24 protein-coding genes are annotated in these 26,481 nt (G+C 70.4%); 11 read left to right on the top strand and 13 right to left on the bottom strand.

Annotation, left to right across the window (positions count from 1 at the left end; all coding sequences use genetic code 11):
- Positions 1-5 precede the first annotated feature (5 nt).
- The gene (locus B7438_RS15145; RefSeq protein WP_085370516.1) at positions 6-1,187 is read right to left on the bottom strand and encodes an ROK family transcriptional regulator; all 1,182 of its coding nucleotides are present in this window, start codon (positions 1,185-1,187) and stop codon (positions 6-8) included.
- 245 nt (positions 1,188-1,432) lie between these two features.
- Between B7438_RS15145 and B7438_RS15140 the strand changes: the two genes are divergently transcribed.
- The 9 genes from B7438_RS15140 (at position 1,433) to B7438_RS15100 (ending at position 10,962) form a co-directional block, all read left to right on the top strand.
- Positions 1,433-2,554: a substrate-binding domain-containing protein gene (locus tag B7438_RS15140; protein WP_085370515.1), complete on the top strand. Its 1,122-nt coding sequence runs from the start codon at positions 1,433-1,435 to the stop codon at positions 2,552-2,554.
- 123 nt (positions 2,555-2,677) lie between these two features.
- Positions 2,678-3,688 (top strand): phosphotriesterase, encoded by a 1,011-nt coding sequence (locus tag B7438_RS15135; protein WP_085370514.1) that lies wholly within the window; start codon positions 2,678-2,680, stop codon positions 3,686-3,688.
- Positions 3,685-4,626: an ROK family protein gene (locus tag B7438_RS15130; protein ID WP_085370513.1), complete on the top strand. Its 942-nt coding sequence runs from the start codon at positions 3,685-3,687 to the stop codon at positions 4,624-4,626. Before B7438_RS15135 ends, B7438_RS15130 begins: the two co-directional genes overlap by 4 nt.
- Positions 4,623-5,603 (top strand): ABC transporter permease, encoded by a 981-nt coding sequence (locus B7438_RS15125; RefSeq protein ID WP_085370512.1) that lies wholly within the window; start codon positions 4,623-4,625, stop codon positions 5,601-5,603. The genes B7438_RS15130 and B7438_RS15125 overlap by 4 nt, the downstream gene beginning before the upstream one ends.
- Positions 5,604-5,630: 27 nt before the next feature.
- The gene (locus B7438_RS15120) at positions 5,631-6,857 is read left to right on the top strand and encodes an alanine racemase (protein ID WP_085370511.1); all 1,227 of its coding nucleotides are present in this window, start codon (positions 5,631-5,633) and stop codon (positions 6,855-6,857) included.
- A complete protein-coding gene (locus B7438_RS15115) occupies positions 6,854-7,618 on the top strand; it encodes an ATP-binding cassette domain-containing protein (protein ID WP_085370510.1) in 765 nt (254 codons plus the stop codon). Before B7438_RS15120 ends, B7438_RS15115 begins: the two co-directional genes overlap by 4 nt.
- The gene (locus B7438_RS15110) at positions 7,615-8,667 is read left to right on the top strand and encodes an SIS domain-containing protein (protein WP_085370509.1); all 1,053 of its coding nucleotides are present in this window, start codon (positions 7,615-7,617) and stop codon (positions 8,665-8,667) included. The genes B7438_RS15115 and B7438_RS15110 overlap by 4 nt, the downstream gene beginning before the upstream one ends.
- A gap of 78 nt (positions 8,668-8,745) precedes the next feature.
- Positions 8,746-10,488 carry an MFS transporter gene (locus B7438_RS15105; protein ID WP_085370508.1) on the top strand — a complete coding sequence of 581 codons (1,743 nt, stop codon included), beginning with the start codon at positions 8,746-8,748 and terminating at the stop codon, positions 10,486-10,488.
- Positions 10,489-10,503: 15 nt separating this feature from the next.
- Positions 10,504-10,962: a MarR family winged helix-turn-helix transcriptional regulator gene (locus B7438_RS15100; RefSeq protein WP_247597166.1), complete on the top strand. Its 459-nt coding sequence runs from the start codon at positions 10,504-10,506 to the stop codon at positions 10,960-10,962.
- A gap of 35 nt (positions 10,963-10,997) precedes the next feature.
- Here the strand turns inward: B7438_RS15100 and B7438_RS15095 are convergent, their stop codons facing one another.
- The 10 genes from B7438_RS15095 to B7438_RS15050 all read right to left on the bottom strand — a co-directional run bounded on the left by B7438_RS15095 (position 10,998) and on the right by B7438_RS15050 (position 20,326).
- A complete protein-coding gene (locus tag B7438_RS15095) occupies positions 10,998-11,474 on the bottom strand; it encodes a GyrI-like domain-containing protein (RefSeq protein WP_085370507.1) in 477 nt (158 codons plus the stop codon).
- A gap of 91 nt (positions 11,475-11,565) precedes the next feature.
- Entirely contained in the window at positions 11,566-12,360 is a 795-nt protein-coding gene (locus tag B7438_RS15090; RefSeq protein WP_085370506.1) for an energy-coupling factor transporter transmembrane protein EcfT, read from the bottom strand.
- Positions 12,357-14,075, bottom strand: a complete 1,719-nt coding sequence (locus tag B7438_RS15085; RefSeq protein WP_256922060.1) for an ABC transporter ATP-binding protein — start codon at positions 14,073-14,075, stop codon at positions 12,357-12,359. Before B7438_RS15085 ends, B7438_RS15090 begins: the two co-directional genes overlap by 4 nt.
- Before the next feature lie 5 nt (positions 14,076-14,080).
- A complete protein-coding gene (locus B7438_RS15080) occupies positions 14,081-14,710 on the bottom strand; it encodes an ECF transporter S component (RefSeq protein ID WP_085370504.1) in 630 nt (209 codons plus the stop codon).
- Between the two features lie 33 nt (positions 14,711-14,743).
- Positions 14,744-15,151 carry a VOC family protein gene (locus tag B7438_RS15075; protein WP_085370503.1) on the bottom strand — a complete coding sequence of 136 codons (408 nt, stop codon included), beginning with the start codon at positions 15,149-15,151 and terminating at the stop codon, positions 14,744-14,746.
- A 98-nt stretch (positions 15,152-15,249) separates the two neighbouring features.
- Positions 15,250-15,969, bottom strand: a complete 720-nt coding sequence (locus B7438_RS15070; protein ID WP_085370502.1) for a YafY family protein — start codon at positions 15,967-15,969, stop codon at positions 15,250-15,252.
- 18 nt (positions 15,970-15,987) lie between these two features.
- Complete coding sequence (locus tag B7438_RS15065; RefSeq protein ID WP_085370501.1) at positions 15,988-17,568, bottom strand: amino acid permease; 1,581 nt, start codon at positions 17,566-17,568, stop codon at positions 15,988-15,990.
- A 49-nt stretch (positions 17,569-17,617) separates the two neighbouring features.
- A complete protein-coding gene (locus B7438_RS15060) occupies positions 17,618-18,532 on the bottom strand; it encodes an EamA family transporter (protein WP_085370500.1) in 915 nt (304 codons plus the stop codon).
- Positions 18,532-19,095 carry a dihydrofolate reductase family protein gene (locus B7438_RS15055; protein WP_085370499.1) on the bottom strand — a complete coding sequence of 188 codons (564 nt, stop codon included), beginning with the start codon at positions 19,093-19,095 and terminating at the stop codon, positions 18,532-18,534. Before B7438_RS15055 ends, B7438_RS15060 begins: the two co-directional genes overlap by 1 nt.
- Positions 19,096-19,120: 25 nt before the next feature.
- Entirely contained in the window at positions 19,121-20,326 is a 1,206-nt protein-coding gene (locus tag B7438_RS15050) for a hypothetical protein (RefSeq protein ID WP_085370498.1), read from the bottom strand.
- A 114-nt stretch (positions 20,327-20,440) separates the two neighbouring features.
- On the opposite strand from B7438_RS15050, the gene recQ reads away from it, so the two are divergent.
- The gene (recQ, locus tag B7438_RS15045; RefSeq protein WP_085370497.1) at positions 20,441-22,432 is read left to right on the top strand and encodes a DNA helicase RecQ; all 1,992 of its coding nucleotides are present in this window, start codon (positions 20,441-20,443) and stop codon (positions 22,430-22,432) included.
- 105 nt (positions 22,433-22,537) lie between these two features.
- Here the strand turns inward: recQ and B7438_RS15040 are convergent, their stop codons facing one another.
- On the bottom strand, positions 22,538-24,889 hold the full coding sequence (locus tag B7438_RS15040; RefSeq protein WP_218775171.1) for a lamin tail domain-containing protein: 2,352 nt from the start codon (positions 24,887-24,889) through the stop codon (positions 22,538-22,540).
- Between the two features lie 270 nt (positions 24,890-25,159).
- Positions 25,160-25,729 (bottom strand): YdeI family protein, encoded by a 570-nt coding sequence (locus B7438_RS15035; protein ID WP_085370495.1) that lies wholly within the window; start codon positions 25,727-25,729, stop codon positions 25,160-25,162.
- A gap of 148 nt (positions 25,730-25,877) precedes the next feature.
- On the opposite strand from B7438_RS15035, the gene B7438_RS15030 reads away from it, so the two are divergent.
- On the top strand, positions 25,878-26,348 hold the full coding sequence (locus B7438_RS15030) for a DapH/DapD/GlmU-related protein (protein WP_247597163.1): 471 nt from the start codon (positions 25,878-25,880) through the stop codon (positions 26,346-26,348).
- Positions 26,349-26,481 lie beyond the last annotated feature (133 nt).

Here is a 26,481-nt window from a genome sequence, read left to right as displayed (position 1 = left end):
CGGAGCTAGGCGAGGCTCCTGGCGCGCGCGACCTGGTCGGCGGTCAGCGCATCCCCGTTGGGCAGGCTCACGATCGCGACCTCCTCGACGCCGAGCCCTGCGTAGACCGCGTGCAGCCCGGCGACGACGGCGCCGACGGCCCCGGAGAAGACGCCGAGCTCGGCCGTGGCGATGTCGGGGGAGATGCGGAGGTTCTGTTCCAGGGCGATCCGGTAGCGGTCGATGGAGGAGATCAGCGAGTTCGCGATGCCCCCGCCGAGCACGATCGTCTGCGGGTCGCAGGAGACCGTGGTGGCGGTGAGCACCACGAGCAGCGCCTGGTCGAAGTGCCCTCTGAGCGACAGAAGGCCGGGGCCGGCATCGTCCGCGAACAGCTCAGCCGGTGCATCCAGGTGGAGTCCGGCCTCCGCAGCCCTGCGCAGGATCCCTCCGCCCGTCACCATGTGTTCGAGCCGGGTGCCGAGCGGGCCGATCGGCAGCTGGCCGAACTCGCCGATCAGTCCGCGTTCGCCCTGCAGGATGCGTCCCTCGATGGCGAGACCGGCGCCCAGTCCGAAGCCGATCGTGAGCATCGCGGCGTTGGGGGCTCCGCGGGCGGCGCCGTAGTGCATCTCGCCGAGGAGGGCGTAGTTGGCGTCGTTGTCGAAGCGCATCGCCCGCCCCACCGCGCGCTGCACGGCGGCGAGGAAGGTGGGCGACTCGACCTGGAGCAAGTTGGGGGCGTTGGAGACGGTGAGGTCCCGCTGGCTCACCGCGCCGGGGAGGCCGAGGCAGACGTGCTCGACGCTGTCCCAGACATCGGCGGCCGCCTCGCGGACCGTCGCGGCGATCCACTCCACCAGTTCGGCTTCCGGCATGGTGGTCGGGGTGGGCGTCTCCGAGGCGAAGACCGGGCGGGCGAGAAGGTCGGCCACGATGATGCGGGTGTTGGATGCGCCGAGGTCGACACCGACCACGTACGAGCGGTCGGCCACTATGTCGAGCTCGACCGCGCGGCGTCCTCTGGCCTCCGACACGATCTCCGTCGTCTCGCGCACGATGCCCTCGGCCAGGAGCTGATCGACCGAGCGGGTGACCGTTGCGGCGGAGATGCCGGTCAGCTCCGCGATCTGTTTGCGGCTGGCCGGACGCGACCCCATCAGGGCGGTGAGCACGGCGTTCCGGTTGATGGCACGGGTGTCTTGCACCGCTCCACCCCCTTTGTCTTCAATGTGAACCCAAAACTAGCTCAGGATGCGGATCCGGCGCCACCCGCAGCCCCGATTTCGCAGGATTTACCACCCCGAAACCTGTCTGACACAAATTCGCGCTTGACTTTGATTGCTTGTTGAAATCAAAATGGCTTCAGCAAGTCAACGGTGACGGGGTCACGAGATGCCCGGGGGACGCCACCGCACAGGAGTTCAACCCGGTCCCGGAAGGCAATCCACACATGAGCACAGCACATCCCACCCGGCGCCCCGGCGCCCGCGCCGCTTTGGTCGGCGCCCTCGCACTGGCCCTCGCGCTCACCGGCTGTTCGGCCGGAACAGCGGCGTCCTCCTCGTCCACCCCCGCCGAGAAGCCGAGCCTCGTGTTCGAAGGTCCCAACGGAGAGAAGCCGGGCGCGCTGTCCGAGCTGTCCCTCACCAGCGACGAGCAGAAGAAGGTCGAGGACGGCAAGTACACCGCGGCGTTCGTCTGGCACACCTCGTCCGACTTCGTCACGGCCGTCGAGAAGGGCGCCCGCGACGAGTTCAAGAAGCTCGGCATCGACGTGGTGGCGAGCACCCAGGCGAGCTTCAACGCGGCGACCCAGGCCAACAACGTCCAGACCGTGCTCGCCCTGCACCCGAGCATCATCGTCACGATCGCCGTCGACCCCACCTCGGCGGCCAAGGCGTTCAAGCCCGCCGTCGAGGCCGGGACGAAGCTCGTCATCATGACGACGCCGCCGGAGGGATACAAGGCGGGGACGGACTTCGTCTCGATCGTCACCGAAGACCTCGCAGCGGCCGGGAGGGACAACGCCGAGATCCTCGGCGACGCGCTCGGCAAGAAGGGCGAGGTCGGCTACCTGTCGTACAACGCGAACTTCTGGTTCACCAACCAGCGCGACAAGGCCTTCAAGGACTGGCTGGCCTACGAGTACCCGGATGTGAAGATCGTCGACTCCGAGGGCTTCGCCGACGAGACGGCGACGCAGACCATCGCGGCCGCGATGATCGCCAAGAACCCGAACCTCAAGGGAATCTACGTCTCCTGGGCGACAGCGGCGCAGGGCGTCGTCGCCGCCATCAAGGCATCCGGCCGCAGCGACATCAAAGTGGTCACGAACGACCTCGACACCACGCTCGGCGCCGCGATGATGTCCGGCACGAACGTCGCGGGCATGGTGGGCAACGGCTCCATCGGCATCGGCAAGGGCCTCGCACTGGCCGGCGCATACGGAGTCATCGGCAAGAAGGCCCCTGAGCTCGTCGCGTCCGTTCCGACCAAGGTCACGAAGGCCAATCTCGACGAGGCGTGGAAGGCCGACTACGGCGTGAAGCCGCCGGCGAGCGTCACCGGCTGACGCCCCCCCAGAACGGCTGAGCGGCCGGACTCCCCCTCCGGCCGCTCGGCTTCCACCAGCAGCACACGAAACAGGCGGCACAGCGCGCGCGAGCGCCTGCCGCACGCACCATGAAGGAGAACGATGACACGGCAGGTCATGACCGTGCTCGGCCCGGTCGACCCCGCGGACCTCGGGCGGGTGATGCCGCACGAGCATCTGCTGTCGCTCACGCCGGGCCCCTGGCTCACCGGGGGAACCAGCGACGACAGCGTCGACAGGGCGGTGGATGCGCTCGCCGGGCTCCGCGACCTCGGCTTCGGAACCGTGGTCGACCTGAGTCCGTACAACGTGGTCGGCCGCGACGCGAACGGCGACAACGCCGCGCAGCTCGTCGTGATCTCCCGGCGCAGCGGCCTCCACATCGTGTCAGGGACGGCGCTCTACCTCGAGGCGTACGCGCCGGGCTGGGCGCTCGACGCCGACCTCGACGCCCTCACGGCCCGCCTCATCCGCGACGCGGAGCAGGGGATCGGCGACTCCGGTGTCCGGGCCGGCGTGTTCGGCGAGCAGGCGACCAGCCTGGGCGAGATCACGCCGCACGAGGAGAAGTGCCTCCGTGCCGTTGCCAGGGCCCAGCGCGCGACGGGACTCGGCATCATGACGCACACCACGCACGGCACCCAGGCGCTGGAGCAGCTCGACATCCTCCGCTCGGAGGGCGTCGACCTCGACCGCGTGGTCGTCGGTCACATCGACACCCAGCTCGGCTCCGAACTGCCGCGCCGGGTGATCGACGCCGGCGCCCGGGTGGCCGTCGACACCATCGGCAAGGAGGACTGGGAGTTCTTCCTCGGGCCGGTGCCCGACGCGCGCGACGACGGCGAGTACGCCAAGCAGTCGTTCCACCGATCGGATGCGGGACGCGCCGACCTCGTCGCCGGACTCGTCGCGGACGGGCTGGCCGACCGCATCCTGCTCGCACAGGACCTGACCGGCGCGGAGGTGTGGATGAACCCCGGCACCCACGGCGCCCTCGGATACTCGTACCTCGGAACGGTGTTCGTGCCCGCGCTGCAGGAGCGCGGCGTCTCCGACGCCGCCATCGAGACGATGCTCGCGGCCAACCCCGCCGCCGTCCTGGAGGTCGTATGAGCGCCCAGCGCACCGACGGCCGGTACGTCGTCGGCATCGACCTCGGCGGAACGAAGATCCGCGCAGGCATCGCGACCATGACGGGCGACGTCCTGCACGAGCTGACCCAGCCGACCCTCGACGGGCGGGAGATCGTCGCGCAGGTGACGGAGATCGTGTCCGCCCTCGCCGCGGCGGTCGGCGCATCCGGAGCAGCCATCGTCGCAACGGCGATCGGCGGGGCGGGCGTGCCGGACGCGGACGCGGGCCACTTCGACCTGGCGCCGAACCTCGGCGGCCTCGAAGGCTTCGGCGTGGTCGCCGAGCTCGAAAGGCGACTGGGGCACGCCGTCGTGATCGACAACGACGTGAACATCGCAGCGCTCGGCGAACTGCACGACGGCGTGGGAACAGAGGTCGACAGCTTCGCCTTCGTCTCCGTCGGCACCGGCATCGGCGTCGGGCTCGTGCTCGACCGCCGCGTCTGGCAGGGCGTCCGCGGTGCCGCGGGCGAGATCGGCTACCTGCCGATCGGCGCCGACCCGCTCGACCCCGCCAACCACCGCCGCGGCCCGCTGGAGGAGGTCGTCAGCGGTGAGGCGATCGTCCAGCGCTACGAGCGTGCATCCGGCAGCACCGGTTCGACCACCGTCGACGTCTTCGAGCGCTCCGGCGACGGAGACCGGGATGCGGCGGCGTCGCTCGACGAGGAGGCGCGCTGGCTCGCCCACGCGATCCTCTCCGTCGACGCCGTCGTCGATCCTGGACTGTTCGTCCTCGGCGGCGGCATCGGCAGCCGCGAGGAGTTGCTCGCACCCGTCCTCCACTGGCTCGGCGAACTCGGCCGGCCGACGATCGAGGTGCGCATCAGCCGCCTCGGTTCCAATGCCCCCATCCTCGGCGCCGTCCGTCTCGCCATCGACGCCGCATTGCTCAGCACGGAAAGAGAAGCATCATGACTGTATCGACCACCGACGGCAGGATGACCGTCGGCGAACGGCTGCGTCACGCGGACTGGCGGCAGTACGTCGTCTACATCGGGTTCGTGGTGGTGTTCCTCTACTTCGCCATCACCCAGGGCGGCAACTTCCTCAACGGCACGACGCTGGTCAACATCATCACCCAGGCGACGCCGATCACGGTGATGGCGATCGGCACGGTGTTCGTGCTCAGCCTCGGCGAGATCGACCTCTCGATCGGCTCGACCGTCGCCCTCTCCGCCCTGGTCGCGGCCGTCACGCTGCAGAGCACGCACCAGTGGCTGATCGCGGCCATCGCCGGCCTCGCGGTCGGCGCCGTCATCGGCGCGGTCAACGGCATCTTCGTCACGCTCGTTCGGCTGCCGTCCTTCCTCGTCACGCTGGCGACGATGGGACTCATCACCGGCCTCGCCCAGCAGTCGACCAACCTGCAGTCCGTGCCGGTGACCGATGCAGCGTTCGGCTGGCTCTTCGGCGGTGGAACGCTGCTCGGCATCCCGATCCTGATCTGGTGGACGGCGGCGGTGACGGCGATCGGCTGGCACGTGCTCCGTCAGCGGGCGTTCGGCGCCCACGTGCTCGCCGTCGGCAACAAGGCGGCGGCTGCCGCGGTCAGCGGCATCAAGGTCAACCGCGTCCGGATGGCCGTCTTCATCGTCAGCGGAGTGACGGCGGCACTCGCCGGTCTGCTCTACGCGGGGCGGCTGGCCGGTGCGACGTACACGCTCGGCAGCTCGGACCTGATGAGCGTGCTCGCCGCCGTGATCGTCGGAGGAACCGCGCTCACCGGAGGAAAGGGCTCGATCATCGGCGCCCTGGTCGGCAGCCTCTTCATGAGCATGATCAACTACGGGCTGCTCCTCGGCGGGCTCACCGTCGCACAGCAGATGATCGTGCGCGGCGCGATCATCCTGGTGGCGGTCTCGCTCTCCCTCCGCGCCAAGAAGAGCAACTAGCCGGGAAGACAGTAAGGAAGACAAACGATGTTCCTCGACCTCCTCCGCCGCCGCAACCAGGCACTGCTCGACGCGGCCACCCGGTTCCACCAGAGCGGCGCCATCCCGCCCAACACCTACGTCATCGACCTGGATGCGGTCACCCGCAACGCCTCCGCCCTCGCGGCGGAGTCGGCCAGGCTCGGTCTCACGCCGTTCGCCATGACCAAGCAGATCGGCCGCAACCCGGACGCATCCCGTGCCATCGCGGCGGGAGGCATCGGCCACGCCGTCGGCGTCGACCTGGAGTGCGCGGTCGCAGCGGCGAGCGGCGGCCTGGCCACCGGTCACCTCGGCCACCTGGTGCAGATCCCCCGCCACTCGGCCGCGGACGCCGCGGCGCTCGAACCGCTCTACTGGACCGTCTTCTCCGAGCAGAAGGCGCGCGAGGCCGGTGCGGCGGCAGCGGAACGCGGCAGGGTGCAGGATGTGCTGCTGCGCATCGCGGCCCCCGGCGACCGGTTCTACCGCGGCCACGAGGGCGGATTCGACGCAGCCGACATCGTCGCGGCGGCCGACAGGGTCGACGCCATCCCCGGCGTGCGCTTCGCCGGCATCACCACCTTCCCCGCGACCCTCTTCGACGCGGAGACCGGCACCGCCCGCTCCACGCACAACCTGGAGACCCTGACGACGGCGCTCCGTGCGCTCGAAGGCGCCGGCCGCACCGGCGTGCAGGTGAACGCCCCAGGAACCACGTCCGTGTCCGTCCTCGAGACCCTCGCCGCCGCAGGGGCGACGCAGGTCGAACCGGGCCACGGCCTCACCGGGACGACGCCGCTGCACGCCGCCCACGACCTCATCGAGGAGCCGGCCATCGCCTACGTCTCCGAGGTGTCGCACCTCTGGAACGGCGACGCGTACGTGTTCGGCGGCGGCCTCTACGTCGACCCCGTGCTCGGCGGGACCACGACGAGTGCCCTGATCGTCGGGGAGGGAGCGGACACCGCATCCGCCCCCGAACTGCTGGTCGACATGCCGGCTCCGGAGGCCATCGACTACTACGCCACGATCCCGCTCTCCGGGCGCACCGTGCAGCCGGGGGACACCGTGCTGTTCGGATTCCGCCCGCAGGTCTTCGTCACCCGCGGCCTCACAGCGGGCATCGCCGGGCTCAGCACAGGAAACCCCACCGTCGCAGGCATCTGGTCGGCCGACGGCTCCGCACCGATCACGACCGCGGCGGCGCTCGCCGCATCCGGGAGGACAGCATGACCCCCACCACCGCTCCGCAGGACACGACGGTGAAGCCGCTTCGGCTCGACGGCATCACCAAGCACTTCGGCGGCATCGTCGCCATCAAGCGCTTCGACCTCGAGATCGAGCCTGGCGAGATCGTCGCCCTCGTCGGCGACAACGGCGCAGGGAAGTCGACGCTGGTCAAGATCATCTCCGGCATGTACCAGCCGACCGACGGCGAGATCTGGGTCAACGGCGAGCGGGCCAGCTTCCGCGACCCGTCGGACGCCAGGAGCAGAGGAGTCGAGGTGGTCTACCAGGACCTCGCGCTCGTCGACCTGCAGCCGGTCTACATGAACCTGTTCCTCGGCAGAGAACTCCGGCGCAAGCCCTTTGGAACGCTCGACCGCAAGACGATGGCCGCGCGCACGCAGGCGCTCGTCGACGAACTGGATGTGCGCATCCCGTCGGCGCGTGCCACGCTGAGCGACCTCTCCGGCGGCCAGCGCCAGGGGATCGCGATCGCCCGGGCCACCCACTGGGCCAGCAGCCTGGTCCTGATGGACGAGCCGACCGCCGCCCTCGGCGTCGCGGAGACGGCCAAGGTGGAGGAGCTGATCCTGAAGCTGAAGGAGCGCGGGGCCGCCGTGCTGATCGTCAGCCACAACATGGAGCAGGTGTTCCGGGTCGCCGACCGCGTCTCCGTGCTGCGCCGGGGAACGCAGGTGGGCACCAAGCGCATCGACGAGACCAGCCACAACGAACTGGTCGCGATGATCACGGGGCTCAGCTCGTGAGGGGCGCACCCGTCGCCGGCCACCGGATGCGCGCGGAGATCGCCGAGCAGCCCGACCGCTGGCTCGACCTCCTCGACGCGCGCGCGTCGATCGACGCCGCGGCAGAGCTGATCGCGTCGCAGCGGCCGGAGCTCCTGGTGTTCGCGGCGCGCGGATCGAGCGACCACGCCGCGATGTACGCCCAGTACCTCGCCCACAACCTGCTGCGCATCCCGGCGATGCTCGCGACCCCGGCCAGCGTCACCGGCTTCGGAACGCAGCTCGCCTTCCCCCGCTCGGTCGCGCTCGCCGTGTCGCAGTCCGGCAGCTCTCCCGACCTGCTCGCGACCGTCGCCTCCATCGCGGCCGCCGACGTGCCGGTGATCGCCTTCTCCAACGATCCGGGCAGCGCGCTCGCCGGGGCCGCCGATGTTCACGTCTCGCTCGCGGCGGGCCCGGAGACGTCGGTCGCCGCCACGAAGACGTACACCGCAGAGCTCCTCGCCCTCGCGCTGACCCTGCACCGCGCTGCCGGAACCGGATGGCCGGAGCTCGACGAGCGCGTGCGCCGCATCGCCGCCTCCGTCGCGGCCGACCTCGCCGCTCCCAGTGCTGTGGACGCCGCGGTCGCCGCCCTCTCCGGCGTCGACAGGGTGATCGTCGTCGGCCGCGGATACTCGATGTCGACCGCCCGCGAGGGCGCGCTGAAGCTGATGGAGACGAACGCGATCGCGGCATCCGGATGGAGCGCGGCCGACGCGACGCACGGCCCGCTCGGCCAGGTGGTCCCCGGCTCGGTGGTGGTCGCCCTCACCGGCAGCCCGGCCGGACGCGACTCCGTCTTGTCGTTCGCGTCAGCGGCTGCCGCGCTCGGCGCGCGTGTGATCGAACTCGGCCCCGGCCTGGTCGACGGCGCCGCCGTGCACCTCCCGCTGGACGAACGGGACGACGAACTGCTTCCCCTGCGCGAGATCGTGCCGCTGCAGCGCATCGCCCTGGAGCTGGCACTCGGCCGCGGCCTCGACCCGGACAACCCCGCCGGCCTGAAGAAGGTCACGCTGACCGTCTGACGCCCCCTCGGCCGTTCCCCCACCGCCCTTCGAGTTATATAGTTAATGCATATAAACCAACTCGAAGGACGCACTCTTTTGCCACGCACCGGCATGTTCGCCAAGGATCACCCGCACTACAAGTGGGTCGCGCTCAGTAACACCACCCTCGGGATGCTGATGGCGACGATCAACTCGTCGATCGTCATCATCTCGCTCCCCGCGATCTTCACCGGCATCAAGCTCAACCCGCTCGAACCGGGCAACGTCTCCTACCTGCTCTGGATGCTGATGGGCTACATGCTCGTCACCGCCGTGCTCGTCGTGATGTTCGGGCGGATGGGCGACCAGTTCGGGCGTGTGAAGATCTACAACGCCGGGTTCGTCATCTTCACCGTGGCCGCCATCGCGCTGTCGCTCGACCCGTTCACCGGCGGCCCTGCCGCCATGTGGCTGATCGTGTGGCGGTTCGTGCAGGGCATCGGAGGCGCGGCGCTGTTCGCGAACTCGACCGCCATCCTCACGGATGCGTTCCCGGCCAACAAGCGCGGGTTCGCCCTCGGCCTCAACCAGGTCGCGGCCATCGCGGGAAGCTTCATCGGCCTCATCGTCGGCGGGGTGCTGGCCGAGATCGACTGGCGTGCGGTGTTCTTCGTCTCCGTACCGATCGGCATCGTCGGGACCATCTGGTCGTACAAGTCGCTGCACGAGGTGGGCCAGAAGAACCCGGGCAGGACCGACTGGATCGGCAACGCGACGTTCGCGGTCGGCCTGATCGCCCTGCTCACCGGCATCACGTACGGCATCCAGCCGTACGGCGGAAGCTCGCAGGGCTGGGGCAACCCGTGGGTGCTGGGCTCGATCATCGGCGGCATCGTGCTGCTGGCGGCGTTCGTCCTGATCGAGCTGCGGGTGAAGTCGCCGATGTTCGACATGCGGCTGTTCCGCATCCGGTCGTTCTCGTCCGGCATCTTCGCCGGATTCCTCGCCGCCATCGGGCGCGGCGGCCTGCAGTTCATGCTGATCATCTGGCTGCAGGGCATCTGGCTGCCGCTGCACGGGTACAGCTACGAGTCGACGCCGCTCTGGGCCGGCATCTACATGCTGCCCATCACGGTCGGCTTCCTGGTCGCAGGGCCGATCTCCGGCGCGCTGTCCGACCGGTACGGCTCGCGCGTCTTCGCGACGGTCGGCCTCTCGCTCGTGGCGGTCACCTTCGTGGGCCTGCTGCTCATCCCGGTGAACTTCGACTACTGGCAGTTCGCCGTGCTCACCGGCCTCAACGGCATCGGCTCCGGCCTGTTCTCGTCGCCGAACCGCACCTCCATCATGAACAGCGTGCCGGCGAACGAGCGCGGGGCAGCATCCGGGATGGCGGGCGTCGCCCTCAACGCGGGAAGCTCGCTGTCCATCGGCATCTTCTTCTCGCTGATGATCGCCGGCCTTTCCGTGGCCCTGCCGACGGCGCTCACGAACGGGCTCACCACGCACGGCGTCCCGCACGCCGTCGCGACGCAGATCGGCGCCACCCCTCCGGTCGGCAGCCTGTTCGCCGCGTTCCTCGGCTACAACCCGATCGCGAGCCTGCTCGGGCCGACGGGCGTGCTCAGCAGCCCCCACGTGGATGCGGCCACCCTCACCGGCAAGGAGTTCTTTCCCCAGCTGATCTCCGGACCGTTCCACGACGGCCTCGTCGTCGTCTTCATCGCCGCCGCCATCATGAGCATCATCGGAGCTATCGCCTCATTCGCAGGCGGCGGCAAGTATGTTCATGAGGAGAAGATCGCAGAATCCCGGGCGGTCAGCGAAGAAGGCGAGGAAGTCGGTGCGAGCCGCGCATAGCGTCAAGGAACGACCGTGGTGACCGAGAAGGGGCGGTCCGTGGACGGACGCTCCGCCCTGAACGACGACGACCTCGCCGGACGCCTGGCGCTCGCGGTCGGCCGCCTCAACCGCCGGATGCGCTCGTCCACCGGCGACCTGAGCCACGGCCAGCTCTCCGCGCTGTCCACCATCGTCCGCCGCGGGCCGCTGCGCCCCGGCGAGCTCGCCGCCATCGAGGTTGTCGCCGCCCCGACCATCACCCGCGTGGTCGCCGACCTCGAGTCGCGCGGCCTGGTGCAGCGCGAGCCGGACCCGGACGACGGCCGCTCGTCGTTCGTCAGCGGCACCGAGGCCGGCATCGAGCTGCTCCTGCGCGCCCGCTCCGACCGGGCCCGCACGGTGCAGTCGATCATCGCCGAGCTGACACCGGAGCAGGTCACAGCGCTCGCGGCGGCCCTGCCGGCGCTGGAGGCTGCTGCGCACGTCTCCTAGCGGCGTCGGCCGTCGTCGCGCTCCGTACCCACCGGCTACGCGCGCTCGACGGGTGCCTGGAGTTCGGTGACCCAGTCGGGACCCGGCTCGTGCCCCGCCGCCTCCAGGTAGACCTCACGCGTCGGACCGGTGATGCGATAGCCGTCCGCGGAAAGCTGGTCGATCAGGGCCATCCAGGAGTCGCCGATGCCGGACATGTCGCCCCGGTGCAGCCGCGTCGCCGCCAGCGGGACGGCGGGAAGCTCGACCACGTCGTAACCGTCGCCCGGTTGCGGTGGATTCTCGGCGGGATACGAGATGGAGACCGCCATCCCGCCGTCGTCGAGCGGTTCGTACCAGAACGTGGAGGGGGCGAGAAGGGGACGCCCTGCCGCGGTCAGCGCCTGGTCGAGCGCGCCGATCAGGGGCCCGACGACGGGGCCGACCTTCTCCGGCCCTGTGCCGGGCGCCGTGCCGCTGACCGCATAGACGGTGACCGCATCCAGCGGCCGATACTCGATAGGTGTCGACATTCGTGCTCCTTCGCAGCGCAACGCAGTGGCAGCGTTGTCCCCCGAACATACCGGTCGGCGGCCGTCGGCGTCGCGTGCACCGGCCGCCTCGTCAGACCGCGAAGACCGCGACGGTCACGGCGACGCCGACCGCCACGAACACCGTGTCGCGCGCGCGCCAGCGCGACGGGGCGCGCTCCGTGCGGGTCGGGTGTGCGCCGAACGCCCGCGACTCCATCGCCAGCGCCATACGCTCGGCGTGCCTGATCGACGACGCCAGCAGCGGCACCACCGCGGCGAACGCGCGCCGCACGGCCGCGACGGGACCCCATCCCCCTGCGACGCCGCGCACCCGCTGGGCCTGCCTGATCAGCGCGAGCTCGCTGCCGAAGCGCGGCAGGAAACGGTAGGCGGCGATGGCCGTGTATCCGATCCGGTACGGGATGCGCAGCTGCGCGACGAGTGAGCGGGCCAGGTCGGGCCCGGTGGTGGTGAGTCCGCCGACGAGCGCGAGGGACACCAGCGCGCCGAGCCGCAGCGAGGTGGCGAGGCCCACCGCGAACGCACCGACGGTGTAGTGGAACTCCCCGACGGAGAACAGGATGCGCTGGTCCGCGACCCGGGAGGCGTCGGTCCAGAGCCCGAAGCTCAGCGCCATCACCAGCACGACCGCGGGCAGCACGAGCAGTAGCCCGACGACGATCGACGGACGCAGCCGGGCGCCGACGAGGATGAGCAGCACGGCGATGACGATGAAGATCAGCGGCGTCAGGATGTCGCGGGTGAACAGCAGCGCCACCCAGGCGGGGACGACGGCGGCCACCTTCGCGAGCGGGTTCAGGTGGTGCAGGAAGCGTCCGGCGGGCGCGGCGGTGGTGCCGTACGGATCGGTGGAGAGGAAGGTCACGGCGCATCCCCTCCCCGCAGGTCGGCGAGCCGGGTGACATGGCTCCAGCCGGGCACTCCGCTGAGCGCCCTGGCGAGCGGCGGCTGCCGCAGCCCGCTGCGTTCGAGCAGGGCGGCGTCGGCGAGGATGTCTGCGGTCGGTCCGTGGGCGGCGAGCGCGCCGTCGACGAGCACCGCCGCGTGCGTGGCGTACTCGGCGACCAGCTGGAGGTCGTGGGTGACGATGATCACCGTGGTGCCCTGCTCGTTGAGGTCGGCCAGCATCGCGAGCAGTTCGGTGGCGCGCTCGCGGTCCTGGCCGAACGTCGGTTCGTCGAGCACGAGCACGGGGGCACCGGCGATCAACGCGGTCCCGACGGACAGCCGTCTCTTCTGGCCTCCGGACAACAGGTATGGATGCGCGTGGCGGTGCCCGGCGAGATCGAGCGTGCCGAGCATCCCGTCGACGCGGCGTGCGATCTCGTCGGCGGGGGTGCGTCGCACGCGCAGGCCGTACGCCAGTTCGTCCTCGACGGAGTCGGCCACGAACTGATGTTCGGGATTCTGGAACACGAACCCGATGGCGGCGGTCAGCTCCGCGACGCTCGCGCGGGCGGGGTCGATCCCGCCCACCGACACGGTGCCGCGCGGCGGCCGCACCACCCCGGCGATGGCCTGCACGAGCGAGGTCTTCCCCGCACCGTTCGCGCCGAGCACCGCGACGAAGTCGCCGCGCCCCACCCGCAGCCGCACGTCGCGCAGCACCGTGCGCTTGCCGCGCCGCACCTCCAGTCCGCGCACGTCGACGGCGGGCTCGGTGGGCGCCTCGGGGCGCTCGGGCCGGTGGCGCTCGCCACCCGCGAACGCAGCTCCGGCACCCGCCACCACGTCCGCCAGCTCCTCCGCCGTCACCGGCAGCCGCTCCACGTCCCACCCCGCCGCCCGCAGCCGCAGCCCGGCGAGCGTCGCCACCGGCAGCCACACGCCCAGCGCCGCCAGCTCCTCCGCACGCTCGCGGAACACCGTCGCGACCGGTCCGTGCGCCACCTGCCTGCCCGCAGCATCCAGTACCAGCACCGTGTCCACCACCGGCATCGCCGCATCCAGGTTGTGCTCCACCAAAACCACCGCCCTGGTCGAACCCGGCCCGGTGAGCGCGGCGAGCACCGCGTAGACCTCTTCCGCTCCGGCCGGGTCGAGGTTGGCCGTCGGCTCGTCGAGCACGAGCACCGGAGCCTCAAGGGCGAGCGCGCAGGCGATGGCGAGGCGCTGTTTGCCTCCTCCCGAGAGTGTGTCCGGGTTGTCGCCCCTGCGCTCCCACAGCCCGACGACGCGCAGCGCGGCCTCCGCGCGGGCGAGCACCACGTCGGCGGGCACCAGCTGGTTCTCCGGGCCGAAGCAGACCTCGTCCAGCACCGTCGCGGTGACGAGCTGCGCATCCGGATCCTGGAACACCGTGCCGACGTGCTCGCTCAGCTCGGCGACCCGCGCATCCACCGTGTCGACGCCCGCCACGAGCACCGCGCCGTCGAGGGTCGCGGGGACCGCGTGCGGCACCAGGCCGTTGAGGGCGAGGGCCAGCGTCGACTTGCCGCAGCCGCTCGGACCGAGCACCAGCAGCACCTCGCCGGGGTGGAGGTCGAACGTCACGCCGTCGGGCGTCCACTGGTCGGCACCGTCGTGCCGGATGCGCACCCCGCGCACCGACAGCGGCGGGGACGCGGGCTCGGGGGCCACGGCGCTCAGAGCGACAGTGTCGGCGATGGTGCGGCGATTAGCGGCAGCGAGTCCGGACCGGCGTCACCGCTGCCACCGCGGCGCGTGCGCACGACGGGCAGCTGCAGTCCGCGGCCCGCCCCCGTGCGGTCGAGCCCGGCGGCGACGGCGCGGCCCGCCCAGGTGAACAGGAGCGGCGACACCACGAACAGGCCGATGTGCAGCACCTGCACCCAGGGCTGGCTCTGCTCCGCGCCCTGCGCGATGTACACGCCGATGCCGAACACCAGCCCGGCCGCCGTCACGGCCGCGTAGAACAGCCACGCCCTCCAGTAGCGATAGAGCGTGACCGCGAACGGCAGTTCCTGCAGCAGCCCGATCGACCCGGCCGCCATCACCGCCGCGAAACCGATCGGCTGGAACGGCACGGAGACGAGCCCGGCGATCACCGAGGTGATCAGTGCGACACCGCCCCGGCGCAGCAGGGCCTGGGCGATCACGCCCGGCAGGAAGTACACGCCGATCACCGCGCCGTAGAACATCGGCGCAGCGGCGGCGAGCGTGCCGGAGATGTACGCGCTGATCGAGAACACGATCCCACCGGCGACGCCGATCGCGGCGCAGGTGAGGAGGAGTCGGGTGCTGGTGTTCTTCATGTCCCCACCAGCGTAGATGAGGTAAGGATTACCTTACAAGCGCGCCTCCGGGCGGGAGAAGATGTTCACGAGGTTGCCGTCGGGGTCGCGGACGACGGCGGAGCGGTTGCCCCACGGCATCGTCGTGGGTTCCATCACGACGGCGGCGTCGGCGGTGGCCGCGTCGGCGCCCCCGATGTCGTTCCGGATGCGCGCGAACTCCGCATCCACGTCCTGCACCTGGAACTCGATGATGACGGAGGCGTTGCTGCCCGGGCGCGGGGCCTGGTCGCCGAGCATGGCGACGGTCGCTGTGCTGCCGATCGCGAGCGTGGCGCTCTGCGTGCGGAACTCGGCGAACACCGGCGCGGGGCGCGCGGCGGGGGTGCCGGTGACGAGCTCGTAGAAGTGCGCGAGCCTGTCGACGTCGTCGGTGATGATCCTGATCGAGGCGAAGTCCATGAGGGTCCTTTCGAGAGAGTCCGGCCGTGATCCGGCCGGTTGACTCCATCGTGGGCCGCCGAGGCGACACCGTCCTGTCGGTGTTTAGCGGGAGTTTTTCAGTCCGCATCCCGGCCGAGGCCGACAGAGCGCAGCTCGCCGTACGGGATCTCCAGGTCTTCCGCCCGCAGAGTGCGCTCCGGCGCTCGCTCGCCGGTCGGGGTCGCCCGCACGATCCGGTCGCCCTTGAACGCCCGGATGCCGTCGCGGAGGCGGCACCAGCCGATCAGATACCAGTCCGTTCCCTTGCCGACGTAGCCGAGAGGCTCCACGTCGCGCACGGTTTCCGATCCCGCGCGGTCGCGGTAGGCGATCGTGAGCACGCGGCCGGAACCGAGCGCGCCGCCGAGCATGTCGCTGAGCGCGGACGGTGCATCCCGGACGGGACCGTCGTCGAGCAGGTGGATGCGCGCCGCGAGCTCGGCGGTCCGTGCGAGCCCGCGCTCGTCCATCACCGCCGCCACCTTGCGCGCCGCGGAGGCCGCAGCGCTGCCGAACGGGCTCGCCGCGAGCATGCCGAGCCCGATGCTGACGGCGAGCGCCTCGTCCGGGGTGAAGCCCAGCGGCGCGAGGGTGTGTGCCGGGTCGATGCAGTACCCGCCCGTGCGGCCCTGCTCCGCCCAGATCGGCACGCCGGACTGCTGCAGGGCGGACAGGTCGCGCTCGATCGTGCGCGTGCTCACCTCGAAGCGCTCGGCCAGCCACCGCGCGCTCCGTGCTCGCGGCGCGACGGCCCGCAGCTCCTCCACCAGCGCATACAGCCGGTCCGTGCGGTTCATGCGTCGACGAAGACCGGGCTACGCCGGCGGGTCATCGGAGGGCGTCGACGGGGGACGGCGGCCGCCGTTCATGCCGGGCCGCGCCGCGATCACCGGATGCGCGCCGGTGTACCCCTGCCGCTCCTGCGCGATGGCCAGGATGCGCTGACGCTGCGCGAACCAGCCGATCACCAGCAACGGGATGATGATGACGAGCGACGCGACCGTGTATGTGCCCGTGGGGTAGTCGAACGCCATCAGCACGACGACGGCCACCAGGAACGCCAGCGTCAGGTACGCCGTGAACGGCGCCCCGAACAGCCGGAAGGCCGGTCGCTCGAGCTTGCCCTGCAGCGCCCACCTGCGCAGCTGCATCTGGCAGATCACGATCATGCCCCAGCTGGTGATGATGCCGAGGGACGCCACGTTCACGACGATGTTGAACGCCTCCTCGGGCACGATCAGGTTGAGGAACACGCCGAGCACACCGATGCAGGCCGTGAGCAGGATGCCGCCGTACGGCACTCCCCGCTTGTTCATGCGGCCGGTGAACCTCGGCGACGCCCCCGTCTGCGCCATCGAGTGCAGGATGCGCCCCGTCGAGTACATCCCGGCGTTCAGGCTGGACAGGGCGGCGGTGAGCACGACGAAGTTCATGATCGAGCCGACGATAGCGCCCAGCTCCGGCGATCCGAGATGGCTGAAGAACGTCACGAACGGGCTCTCGTCACCGCTGTAGACATGGGAGGGGAGCAGCAGGGCGAGCAGCAGCACCGAGCCGCAGTAGAACACCGCGATGCGCAGCACGACGCTGTTGATCGCGCGCGGCATGATCTTCTCCGGATGCTCGGTCTCGCCCGCTGCGATGCCCACCAGCTCCACGCCCGCGTACGCGAACACGACGCCCTGCACGAGCACGATCGCCATGCCGATCGTCGCGATCCCGTGCGGCAGCAGCCCGCCGTTCTCCGCGAGCATCGCGATGCCGGTCGCACCCTGGTCGGTCGGCCAGCCGAAGGCGAGCACGACGATGCCGATGATGAGGAACGCCACCAGGGCCGTCACCTTGATCAGCGCGAACCAGAACTCCATCTCGCCGAACACCTTCACCGAGATGAGGTTGAGGCTCACCACCACGATCAGCGCGATGAGCGCGAGCAGCCACTGCGGCACCGAGGAGAATGCACTCCAGTATTTGACGTAGAGCGCGATGGCGGTGGAGTCGACGATGGCCGTCATCGCCCAGTTGAGGAAGTACATCCACCCGGCGACGTACGCCATCTTCTCGCCGTAGAACTCGCGCGCGTACGACACGAACGAACCGGACGACGGCCGGTGCAGCACCAGCTCGCCGAGCGCACGCAAGACGAGGAACGCGAAGAACCCGCACAGCGCGTAGACGAAGACGAGGATGGGGCCGCCCTGTTCGAGCCTGCCGCCCGCCCCGAGGAAGAGGCCGGTGCCGATCGCGCCGCCGATGGCGATCATCTGCACTTGCCGCGGCTTGAGGCTCTTGTGGTAGCCCTCCTGCTCGCTCGAGAAGTCCTGAACCGCCTGGCTCATGTCGCCGATGTGTTCGCGATCGTTCTCCAGCTCGTCGGCCGGGTCGTGCTGTGTCATGTCGAGCCCCTCCGTGTTTCAGTTGTTCACACTAGTGAACGATGCGGCGTCAGGCGACAGCGAGCATCCCGGCTGCCGCGATCGCGAGCGCCAGCCCGACCCACTGGATGGGGGCGATCCGCTCCCGCAGGACCACGGCGGCGAGCACGATGGTCCCCGCCGGATACAGCGCGATCAGCACGGAGAACGCGGCAAGATCGCCGAGCCGAAGGCCGACGAGCATCACCACGTTCGCTACGGTGTCGAGCACTCCGCAGGCGAGCGCGAACGGGAGCCCGGGCAGCCAGTCGGCGGCGACGGTGGGCCGCGCGTCGGGGGCGACCGCCGCATCCGGTGCCTGGCGGGTGGCTGCGCGCGCCCGCCTGGACCTGGCCTGCAGCGCGACCAGCCCGATCACCGCCAGCATGATCGCGCCGTTCACGCCGCGGTTCAGCACGAGGGGCACGAGCCCGGACGAGTCCGGCGTCTGGTCGATGATGATGAGGAACGCGCCGATCATCGTCCCGGAGCCGACCGCCATCAGGATGCCGCGGACGCTCGGCCGCACCGCCCCCTTCTCCGGCACGAACCCGACGAGCACCACCGCCACGAGGGCGACGCCGAGCGCCACGTAGCCGATCGGTGCGAACTGCTCGCCGCCGAGCAGCCCCCAGGTCATCGGGACGATCGCGGACACCAGCGCGGTGAGCGGGGACAGGATGCTCATCGGCCCGATCGCCAGGCAGGCGTACAGGAGCGAGATGGCGACGGCGCCGGTCACGCCGGAGAGGGCGCCCCAGCCGATCGCGGCGGCCGACCACTCTCCACCGAAGACCGGAAGGGCGATGAGCAGCAGGACGAGCCCGGACAGCGCCCCGATAGCCGTCACCCTGAGCGCGCTGATCCGCCGGGAGGCGATCCCGCCGAGGAAGTCGGCGGACCCGTAGACGAACGCCCCGACCAGCCCGAGGACGACGGTGAGCATCAGCTCCCGGCGAGCCGGTAGACGTGCAGCACGGCGCCGCTGTCGAACCGTTCGAGCTCGGCCAGCTCGAACGACCACTTCTCCCTGTCGTCGGGGAAGATGCGCAGGCCACCGCCGACCATCACCGGGTAGGTGAGCAGGCGCAGCTCGTCCACGAGACCCCAGACCAGCAGGGAGCGCACGAGGGTCGCGCTTCCCGCCACCAGGATCGGGCCGCCGTCGCCCTCCTTCAGCTCGGCGACGGCCGTGCGCACCTCACCCTGGATGCGCGTGGCGTTCCAGCCGAGGTCGCCCGTGCCGCTCGCGGCCACCAGCTTCGGCATGGCGTTCATCTTGTCGGCGAACTCGCCGTCGCGCCCCGGCCAGGCAGCGCTGAAGCCTTCGAACGTCTTGCGTCCGAGCAGCAGGGACTCCGCCTCCATCGTCTCGCGCAGCTTGAACGCGTACAGGGCGTCCGTGCCGTACGGCATCGTCCATCCGGCGTGCGGATGCGTCGGCTCCCCTCCCGGGGCCTCGACGACCCCGTCGAGGGTCATGAACTCGGTCACGATCAATCGGCGCATGTGGCCGATGGTACCGCTGTTGCGGTCAGCGGCACTGCCCGGCGGTCGCGATCTGCTGGTCGCTCGGCCGCCCGTACGCCTGGATGCCGGAGCCGTCGTCGTCGAAGCCCATGCTGATCGCCCACGCGGTCGCCCACATCTCGTCGTCCGAGTTGAACACCGGCCCGGTGAAGAGCGTGCGGCACTCCGGGCGCACCACCTGCGAGTGTCCCACCTCGTGCGTGATGAGTGCTTTCGCATCCACGTCGCCCCGCGACCAGCCGTCGACGGTGTCGAAGTTGAGGTCGATGGTCGCCCAGCCGCCGTCCCCCTCGTGGTACATGGTGGTGCCCGAGTACCAGCCGGTGCCGTAGCCGCCCACCACCTGGTGCCACTGGAAGTCCAGGTTGACGCCGTGCGCGATGCTCCGGGCGTACGCCTCGATCGCCGCGTGCGCCGGGTACGCGGGATCCTGCTTGGCCGCCTGGCCCGCTGCCTCCGACGCTGCGACGGCGTCGGACGCACTGATGATCGCGGACAGTCCCATCCCGGAGAAGCTGACGGAACCGGATGCTCCGGCCAGCGCGTGCGTCAGGCCGATCCTGCTCTCGTACGTGGCGTCGACGGCCGCCTTCATGGTGGCTTCCGCGTGCGCCTTGACCTCGCCGTAGACGGCCGAGCCGGCGGCGCCGACCTCCTTCTGCGCGGTCTTCATCGCCGCGAGCTCCGCCGCCCGGGATTTGAGGAGAGCGACTTCGCCGTCGGTCGATGTCCGGATGAGCAGCAGTTCCCGGATGACGGTCAGTGGCCAGAGGTCGGACGGACGGGACGGGACCGGTGTGACCTCCTCCGGCGCGTAGGTGAGGTCGTTGCTCGCGGAGTGGAGGTCGTTGTCCGCCTTCTTCAGTGCATCCAGTGCCGCGGCGCTGACGTAGCCGGTGTGGGGCTGCGCGACGAAGCTGTCGACGGCGCTGGTGGTGACCTTCGCCTTGTCGATGGCGGCGCCGCGCTGGTCGGACACGTCGGTGAGCGCGTGCGCGACCTGCACGGACTGCTGGTTCGCCACCGTGAACCGGGCCTGGGCGAACACGGACCAGCCGTACGCCGCGCCGGAGACGACACCGGCTCCGAGCAGGACGGCGGCGGTGGCGACGATCCAGGGCCGGGCGCGCCGGCGTTCGCGGGGGCTGGTGGTCGGCGCGGTCTGGTGCGCGTCCGCGTGCGCGGTCGGGTGCGCGGCGTCGTCGATCATGGTCCCCCTTGGTTTCCCCCGTGGTCGAGCTTCCACAAGCTATCAAAACCGGGGTGTTTTCCACAGATCCGCGACGGCCAGGTTTTCGTCGGTCCCGCTCGTTACGATCAGGGGATGAGTTGGAACGCGGAACACCCCTGGGAGCCGGACGAGCGCGACGCGCCACCGGAGTATCCGGAGGAGGCGTTCCCGCCTGACGACGCGTACCTCGGCGGTGCGGTGGAGTTCGGTGGCGGTGCGGCTACGTCGACGCGCGTGGCGGCTCCTCAGCGGGAGGTCCGAGCATCCACGGCCAAGTTCGCCAGCCCGGCCGAGGCGCTGCACACGGTGTTCGGCTACGACTCGTTCCGCGGGGAGCAGGCCGAGATCATCGACCAGCTCGTCGGCGGCGGCGACGCCGTCGTGCTCATGCCGACGGGTGGAGGCAAGAGCCTCTGCTACCAGATCCCGTCGCTCGTGCGCGAGGGCACAGGCGTCGTCATCTCGCCGCTGATCGCGCTCATGCAAGACCAGGTGGATGCGCTGACCGCCGTCGGCGTGCGCGCCGCCTTCCTCAACTCCACCCAAGATTCCGCCGAGCGGTCCAGGGTCGAGAACGCCTACCTCTCCGGCGAGCTGGATGTGCTCTACGTCGCGCCGGAGCGGCTGTCCTCCGAAGCGACCAAGCGGTTCCTCTCCGGCGGCAAGATCGCACTCTTCGCCATCGACGAGGCGCACTGTGTCTCCCAGTGGGGCCACGACTTCCGTCCGGACTACCTGGCGCTGTCCGAGCTGGGGGAGCGCTGGCCGGAGGTGCCGCGCATCGCCCTCACCGCCACGGCCACCGAGGCGACCCACCGCGAGATCACCGAGCGCCTCGGCATGCAGAAGGCGGCGCAGTTCGTCGCGGACTTCGACCGTCCGAACATCCAGTACCGCATCGTTCCCAAGGTGGAGGTGCGCAAGCAGCTGCTCGACTTCATCACCACGGAGCACCCGAACGACGCCGGCATCGTCTACGGCCTGTCGCGCAACACGGTGGAGCGCACGGCCGAGTTCCTCAGCGCGCGCGGCCTGAACGCCCTCCCGTATCACGCGGGACTAGATGCGCGAGTGCGCGCTCAGACGCAGGCCAGGTTCCTGCGCGAGGAGGGCGTGATCGTGGTCGCCACGATCGCGTTCGGCATGGGCATCGACAAGCCGGATGTGCGGTTCGTCGCCCACATCGACCTGCCCAAGTCGGTCGAGGGCTACTACCAGGAGACCGGGCGCGCCGGCCGCGACGGCCTGCCGTCCACCGCCTGGCTCGCCTACGGCCTGCAAGACGTGGTGCAGCAGCGCCGCATGATCGACGACTCGCCCGGCGACCTCGCCCACCGCCGCCGCATGACGCAGCACCTGGATGCGATGCTCGCCCTCTGCGAGACCGTGCAGTGCCGCCGCGTCAACCTCCTGAACTACTTCGGTCAGCGCGCGGAGCCGTGCGGCAACTGCGACACCTGCCTCACCCCGCCGGAGAGCTGGGACGGCACCGTCCCCGCCCAGAAGCTGCTGTCGACCGTGGTGCGTCTGAAGCGCGAACGCAACCAGCAGTTCGGCGCGGGCCACCTCGTCGACATCCTGCGCGGCAAGCGCACCCCGCGCGTCGAGCAGCACGGCCACGACGCGCTCGCCACCTGGAGCATCGGCGCCGACCTCAGCGAGAGCCAGTGGCGCGGCGTCGTGCGGCAGCTCATCGCCCAGGAACTGCTGAAGCCGGAAGGCGAATACGGCGTGCTCGCGATCACACCGCAGAGCGCCGCGGTTCTCGCCGGGGACCGCCCCGTCGTGCTGCGCCGCGAGCCCGACCGCCCGGAGCGCCCGGCCCGCGCCACCCGCTCCGCAGCGGCGGCCGCCGACCTCGAACCGGCAGACCACCCCCTGTTCGAAGCCCTCCGCGCCTGGCGGGCAGAGGCGGCCAGATCGCAAGGCGTCCCCGCATACATCGTCTTCGGCGACGCCACCCTCCGCGCCGTCGCCTCCGCGAAGCCCGCCACTCTCGGCGACCTCGACGGCATCACCGGCATCGGCGCCAAGAAGCGCGAGGCCTACGGCGAGGCCCTGCTGGAAGTGGTGGCGTCGGCGTAGGCGACGCCTTCGTAAAAGCGGACATCCCGCGCCACCTCCGTCGCGTTCTCCGTCGGAACGGAGAACGCGGCGGCGTGTCGCGGGACATGTCCGGCTGAACGCCGGTCAGCGGGCAGGGCGGCGCATCCGGAGCAGGAGCAGGACGGTTCCGAGCAGCGCGGCGGCGAGGGCCGCGAGCAGCGGGACCGTGACTGACGAACCTGTCGCGGCGAGTCCGGCAGGGGTGTTGTCGGCCGGGGAGGTGACCGCCGGGGTCGTGCCGGGTGGAGTGGTGCCCGGGTCCGTGCCTCCCGGGGCGGCGGCCGCCGTCACCGTGATGGCCATCGAGCCCGTGACGCCCGAGGTCAGGCCTGTCACCACGATCGTGTGCGCGCCCGCTGGCGTCCCGCTCGGGATGCTCACGGTCGCCGAGATCGCGCCGGTTCCCGATGCCGTGAGCGTCGCCAGCTTCACCGGCGTCGAGTGCAGCCACACCTCGACCGTCTCGCCCGCCGTGAACCCGGAGGCCGTGAGGCTCAGCGCGCCGCCGACCGCCACCGTCCCGGACGACAGCGTCACGGTCGCGGGTGTGGTGCCCGGCTCACCGGGACCGCCCGGCTCACCGGGTCCGCCCGGCTCACCGGGTCCGCCCGGCTCCGTCACCACCGTGCACGCGATGGTGCCGGCGCGCAGCGCGTGGCCGTCGTCGTTCGTGTCGTCCGACCAGATCACCGGCTTGTGGCCGTCGACGCACTCCGCCTGCGGGGCGATCGCGAAGCCCTCGTTGTTGAAGTTGGGCATCCCGGTCGGCCGGGCGTATGTGGCGTCGACCGTGAAGTCACCCGCGTCCGCACCCGTGGACGCGATCGTCAGCGTCTCGTGCTGCCCGTCGCAGGTGTCGTCGCAGACCGCCCACAGCTTCTGCGTCTCCTTGTCGAACTGCAGTTCCATCACGCCGGGCATCCCGCTCACGATTGTCGCGACCCTGGTGAATCCTGCGCCGGACTGGTCGAGCGCGTACGCGTAGATGGAGCCGTTCGCTTCGAGGCCGGTGAAGAACAGGCCGTCGCCGTGTCCGGGGTACGACGCAGGGTCGTAAGCCGCTCCGGTGTGCTGGTCGGCGAACCCGTTGGCCGTGAGGTACGCATCCGGGATCCAGGTGACCGCTTCGAGGCCCAGGTTCGGGCCGACCGCCGGAAGGTCGGCGGTGAGGTTCCAGTCGGCCGTGGCGTTCAGGCTCGTGCCGGGCTGCGCCGGGTCGAAGCGGAGGATGGCCGGGCGGCTCACGCCGTTGTTGGCGTTGTTGCGCTCGGTTGAGACGAAGATGCCCCCATCCGGACCCGTGCCGGTGATGGTGACGCCCTCCGAGTCCGGGTCGCCCGTGCCGTCGGCGTAGTGCAGCGCCTTGCCCGCTGCCCAGCCGTTGGCCGTGTCCGGTGTCCACACCGTGCCGTTCCAGAGCAGGCGGTACAGGGTGCCCGGCCCGTTCTTCACGGCCCACAGCACGCCCGGCGCGCTGGTTCCGGACGCCTGGTAGTAGAGGCCGCTCATGTTGCCGCCGAGCACGGTGGCGTCGTCGGCGGTCGCGATCGTCGATCCGCCCGGCCACGGGGTGAGCTGCACATCGCCCTCGCACGCGTTCGGCGCGTTCTTCGTGGAAGCAGCCGTCGTGGCGAACGCGCCGGTGCCGTTGGGGCAGCGCCCGTAGGTGGTGGCGGCGTGCGCCGTCCATTCGTACGAGTCGACCAGGGTCGTGCCGTCCGGTGCGAAGAGGCGCGCGGAGTCCGCCCCTCCCAGTCCGAATGCCGCATCCACGTCGGCCGTGTAGTAGCCGCCCGCCGCGACGACGGTGCCGGCGGGGATCGGGAAGGCGTCGCTGTCCTTGTTGTCGCGCAGGATGTACCCGGACAGGTCGACTGGTGCGGAGCCGTTGTTGATAAGTTCGATCCAGTCGGTGGCGTCGCCGTTCGACTCGACCTCGTTGATGGCGACGGGGACGCTGCAGTCGTTGGCGGCGGCCTTGGTCGGCGAGGTGGTGGTGGTGAACGCGCCGGAACCGTCCGGGCAACGGCCGTAGGTGGTGGTCGCGTGCGCTGTCCAGCTGTACGAGTCGACCAGTGTGTGGGATGCGTCGTACAGACGGGCGGAGTCCGCGCCGCCGAGGCCGAAGCCGAGCAGGGATTCGTCGACGCTGAGGAATCCGCCGGCGGCGATGGTCGACCCTGCCGGAAGCGGAACGGCCGTGTGGGTGTCGTCGTTGTCGAGCAGCGACCAGCCGGTGACGTCGACGGTGGTGGTGCCCGTGTTCATCAGCTCGACCCAGTCGCCCGGCGTTCCGCCGCTCGACTCGACCTCGTTGATGACCACCGGCGATGGCGCGGGGGCTGCGGATGCGGGGGCCGCGACCGCGACCAGGGGAGCTGTGGCGAACGCTGCGGCCACCAGGGCCGCCATCGTTCCTCGCCAGTGAGTGCGCAAGCGTGTTCTCCTTCTGCGACGACGGGGGAGCGCGCATCGACGGCGACCGCGAGGCGACCGCGGCTGGCGCGGCTCACCGGATGGATGCGGCGCGCCCGGGTGCAGCTCGCGCGCCGCTCCGACGTGGATGCGAACACTCGCAGCTTCGTGACGCTGCGGGAACACGGGATGAACGGCTCGCGAACGGCGGATGACGCGCATCCATCGAGTCTGAGGTTCTTCACATCCGCGGGCTCGGGTGGCGTGGATGGAGGGGAGCCCGTCCCGCCGTCAGTACAGCGTCTCGTGGCGGGCGAGCTGGTCGACGAACGTGGCGATGCGGCGGGCGCGGGTGTCTGCGCGCTTGGCCGTGGACACGCGGAAGATGATCGCGAAGCGGTTCTGGCCGCTGATGGTCTCGAAGAACGCCGCGGCCTCCGGGTTGGCGGCGAGGGCGGCGGCGAGGTCGTCGGGCACCGTCTTGTCCGACTGGCGCTGGTAGGCCGCATCCCAGCGGCCGTCGGCCTGCGCTCGCTCGATCTCGCGCATCCCGTGCTCGGTCATCTCGCCGGATTCGATGAGCGCCGCGACGAGTTCGCGGTTGCGCTGCGACCAGATGCTGCGGCGGCCGCGCGGCGTGAAGGTCTGCAGGAAGTGGGTGTCGTCGAGGCTGTTCCTGCGGCCGTCGATCCAGCCGAAGCAGAGGGCGCCGTCGACCGCCTCCGCGTAGGTGGGGCTCGTGTGGCCGGAGTTCTTCTTCGCGATGGCGAGCCGGACTCCCGCTTCCGTGTCGTGGTTCTGCTGCAGCCAGTCCCGCCAGGCTGCCGCGTCGGGGAGGTACAGGATGCTGTGTTCGGCCATACCTGAATACTGCCCGGAAAAGTACGGGGTGGCTGTAACGAAAGCGACGGTGTACTGTCCCGGTTCTGCGGGACGATCAGGGAATCTTTCCTGGCCGTCTCGTGTTATCAGAATGTGGACTGAAGCGACGATCTCGAAGGGAGACGCGATGGCACGAATGATCGAAGAGCTCGAGGATGAGACCGGCGCCGTAATCAAGTACAAGAGGCACGTCAACGGGCGTGGCCTCGTTGCGCCCACCGCGCGTGTGGCGGAGTCGGCGTTCATCGACGCGACCGCATACGTCGAGAAGGACGCCCGCGTCGGACTCGACGCATACGTCGGCGCGGGCAGCTGGATCGACACCGGTGCGACGGTCGGCGACCGCACCTTCGTGGGCGCGAACGTCCACGTTGGAGCAGGATGCGTGATCGGCAGCGGTGTGCGCATCGGCAGCAACGCCAAGTTGGGCCAGGCCGTCATGGTCGGCAACGGAGCGCGCATCGACCGCGACGCGCAGGTGGAGGCCGGCACGGTGATCGAGCTCCGCGGCTCCGCCGCAGCCCGCGCCGCACTGTCGGCGCCCGTGCGCCCCGCCGCACAGCACGCCCGGAGGGACGCCACCCGCCGAGCGGCGTAGCGCCCCACCCCACGAGATACCAGTAACTGTCGCGCATCCCGCGCGTTTCGCGACAGCTGCTGGTATTTCGTCTGTCTGGGGGGAGTTAGTCCCGGGATGCGGGCAGGTCGCCGGGGGCGGAGGCGGCTGTGGG

Source organism: Leifsonia sp. NCR5 (assembly GCF_002105485.1).
Classification (GTDB): domain Bacteria; phylum Actinomycetota; class Actinomycetes; order Actinomycetales; family Microbacteriaceae; genus Leifsonia.
The sequence above is the reverse complement of the archived record's forward strand: the minus strand, read 5'-3'. Positions and strand labels throughout refer to the sequence as shown.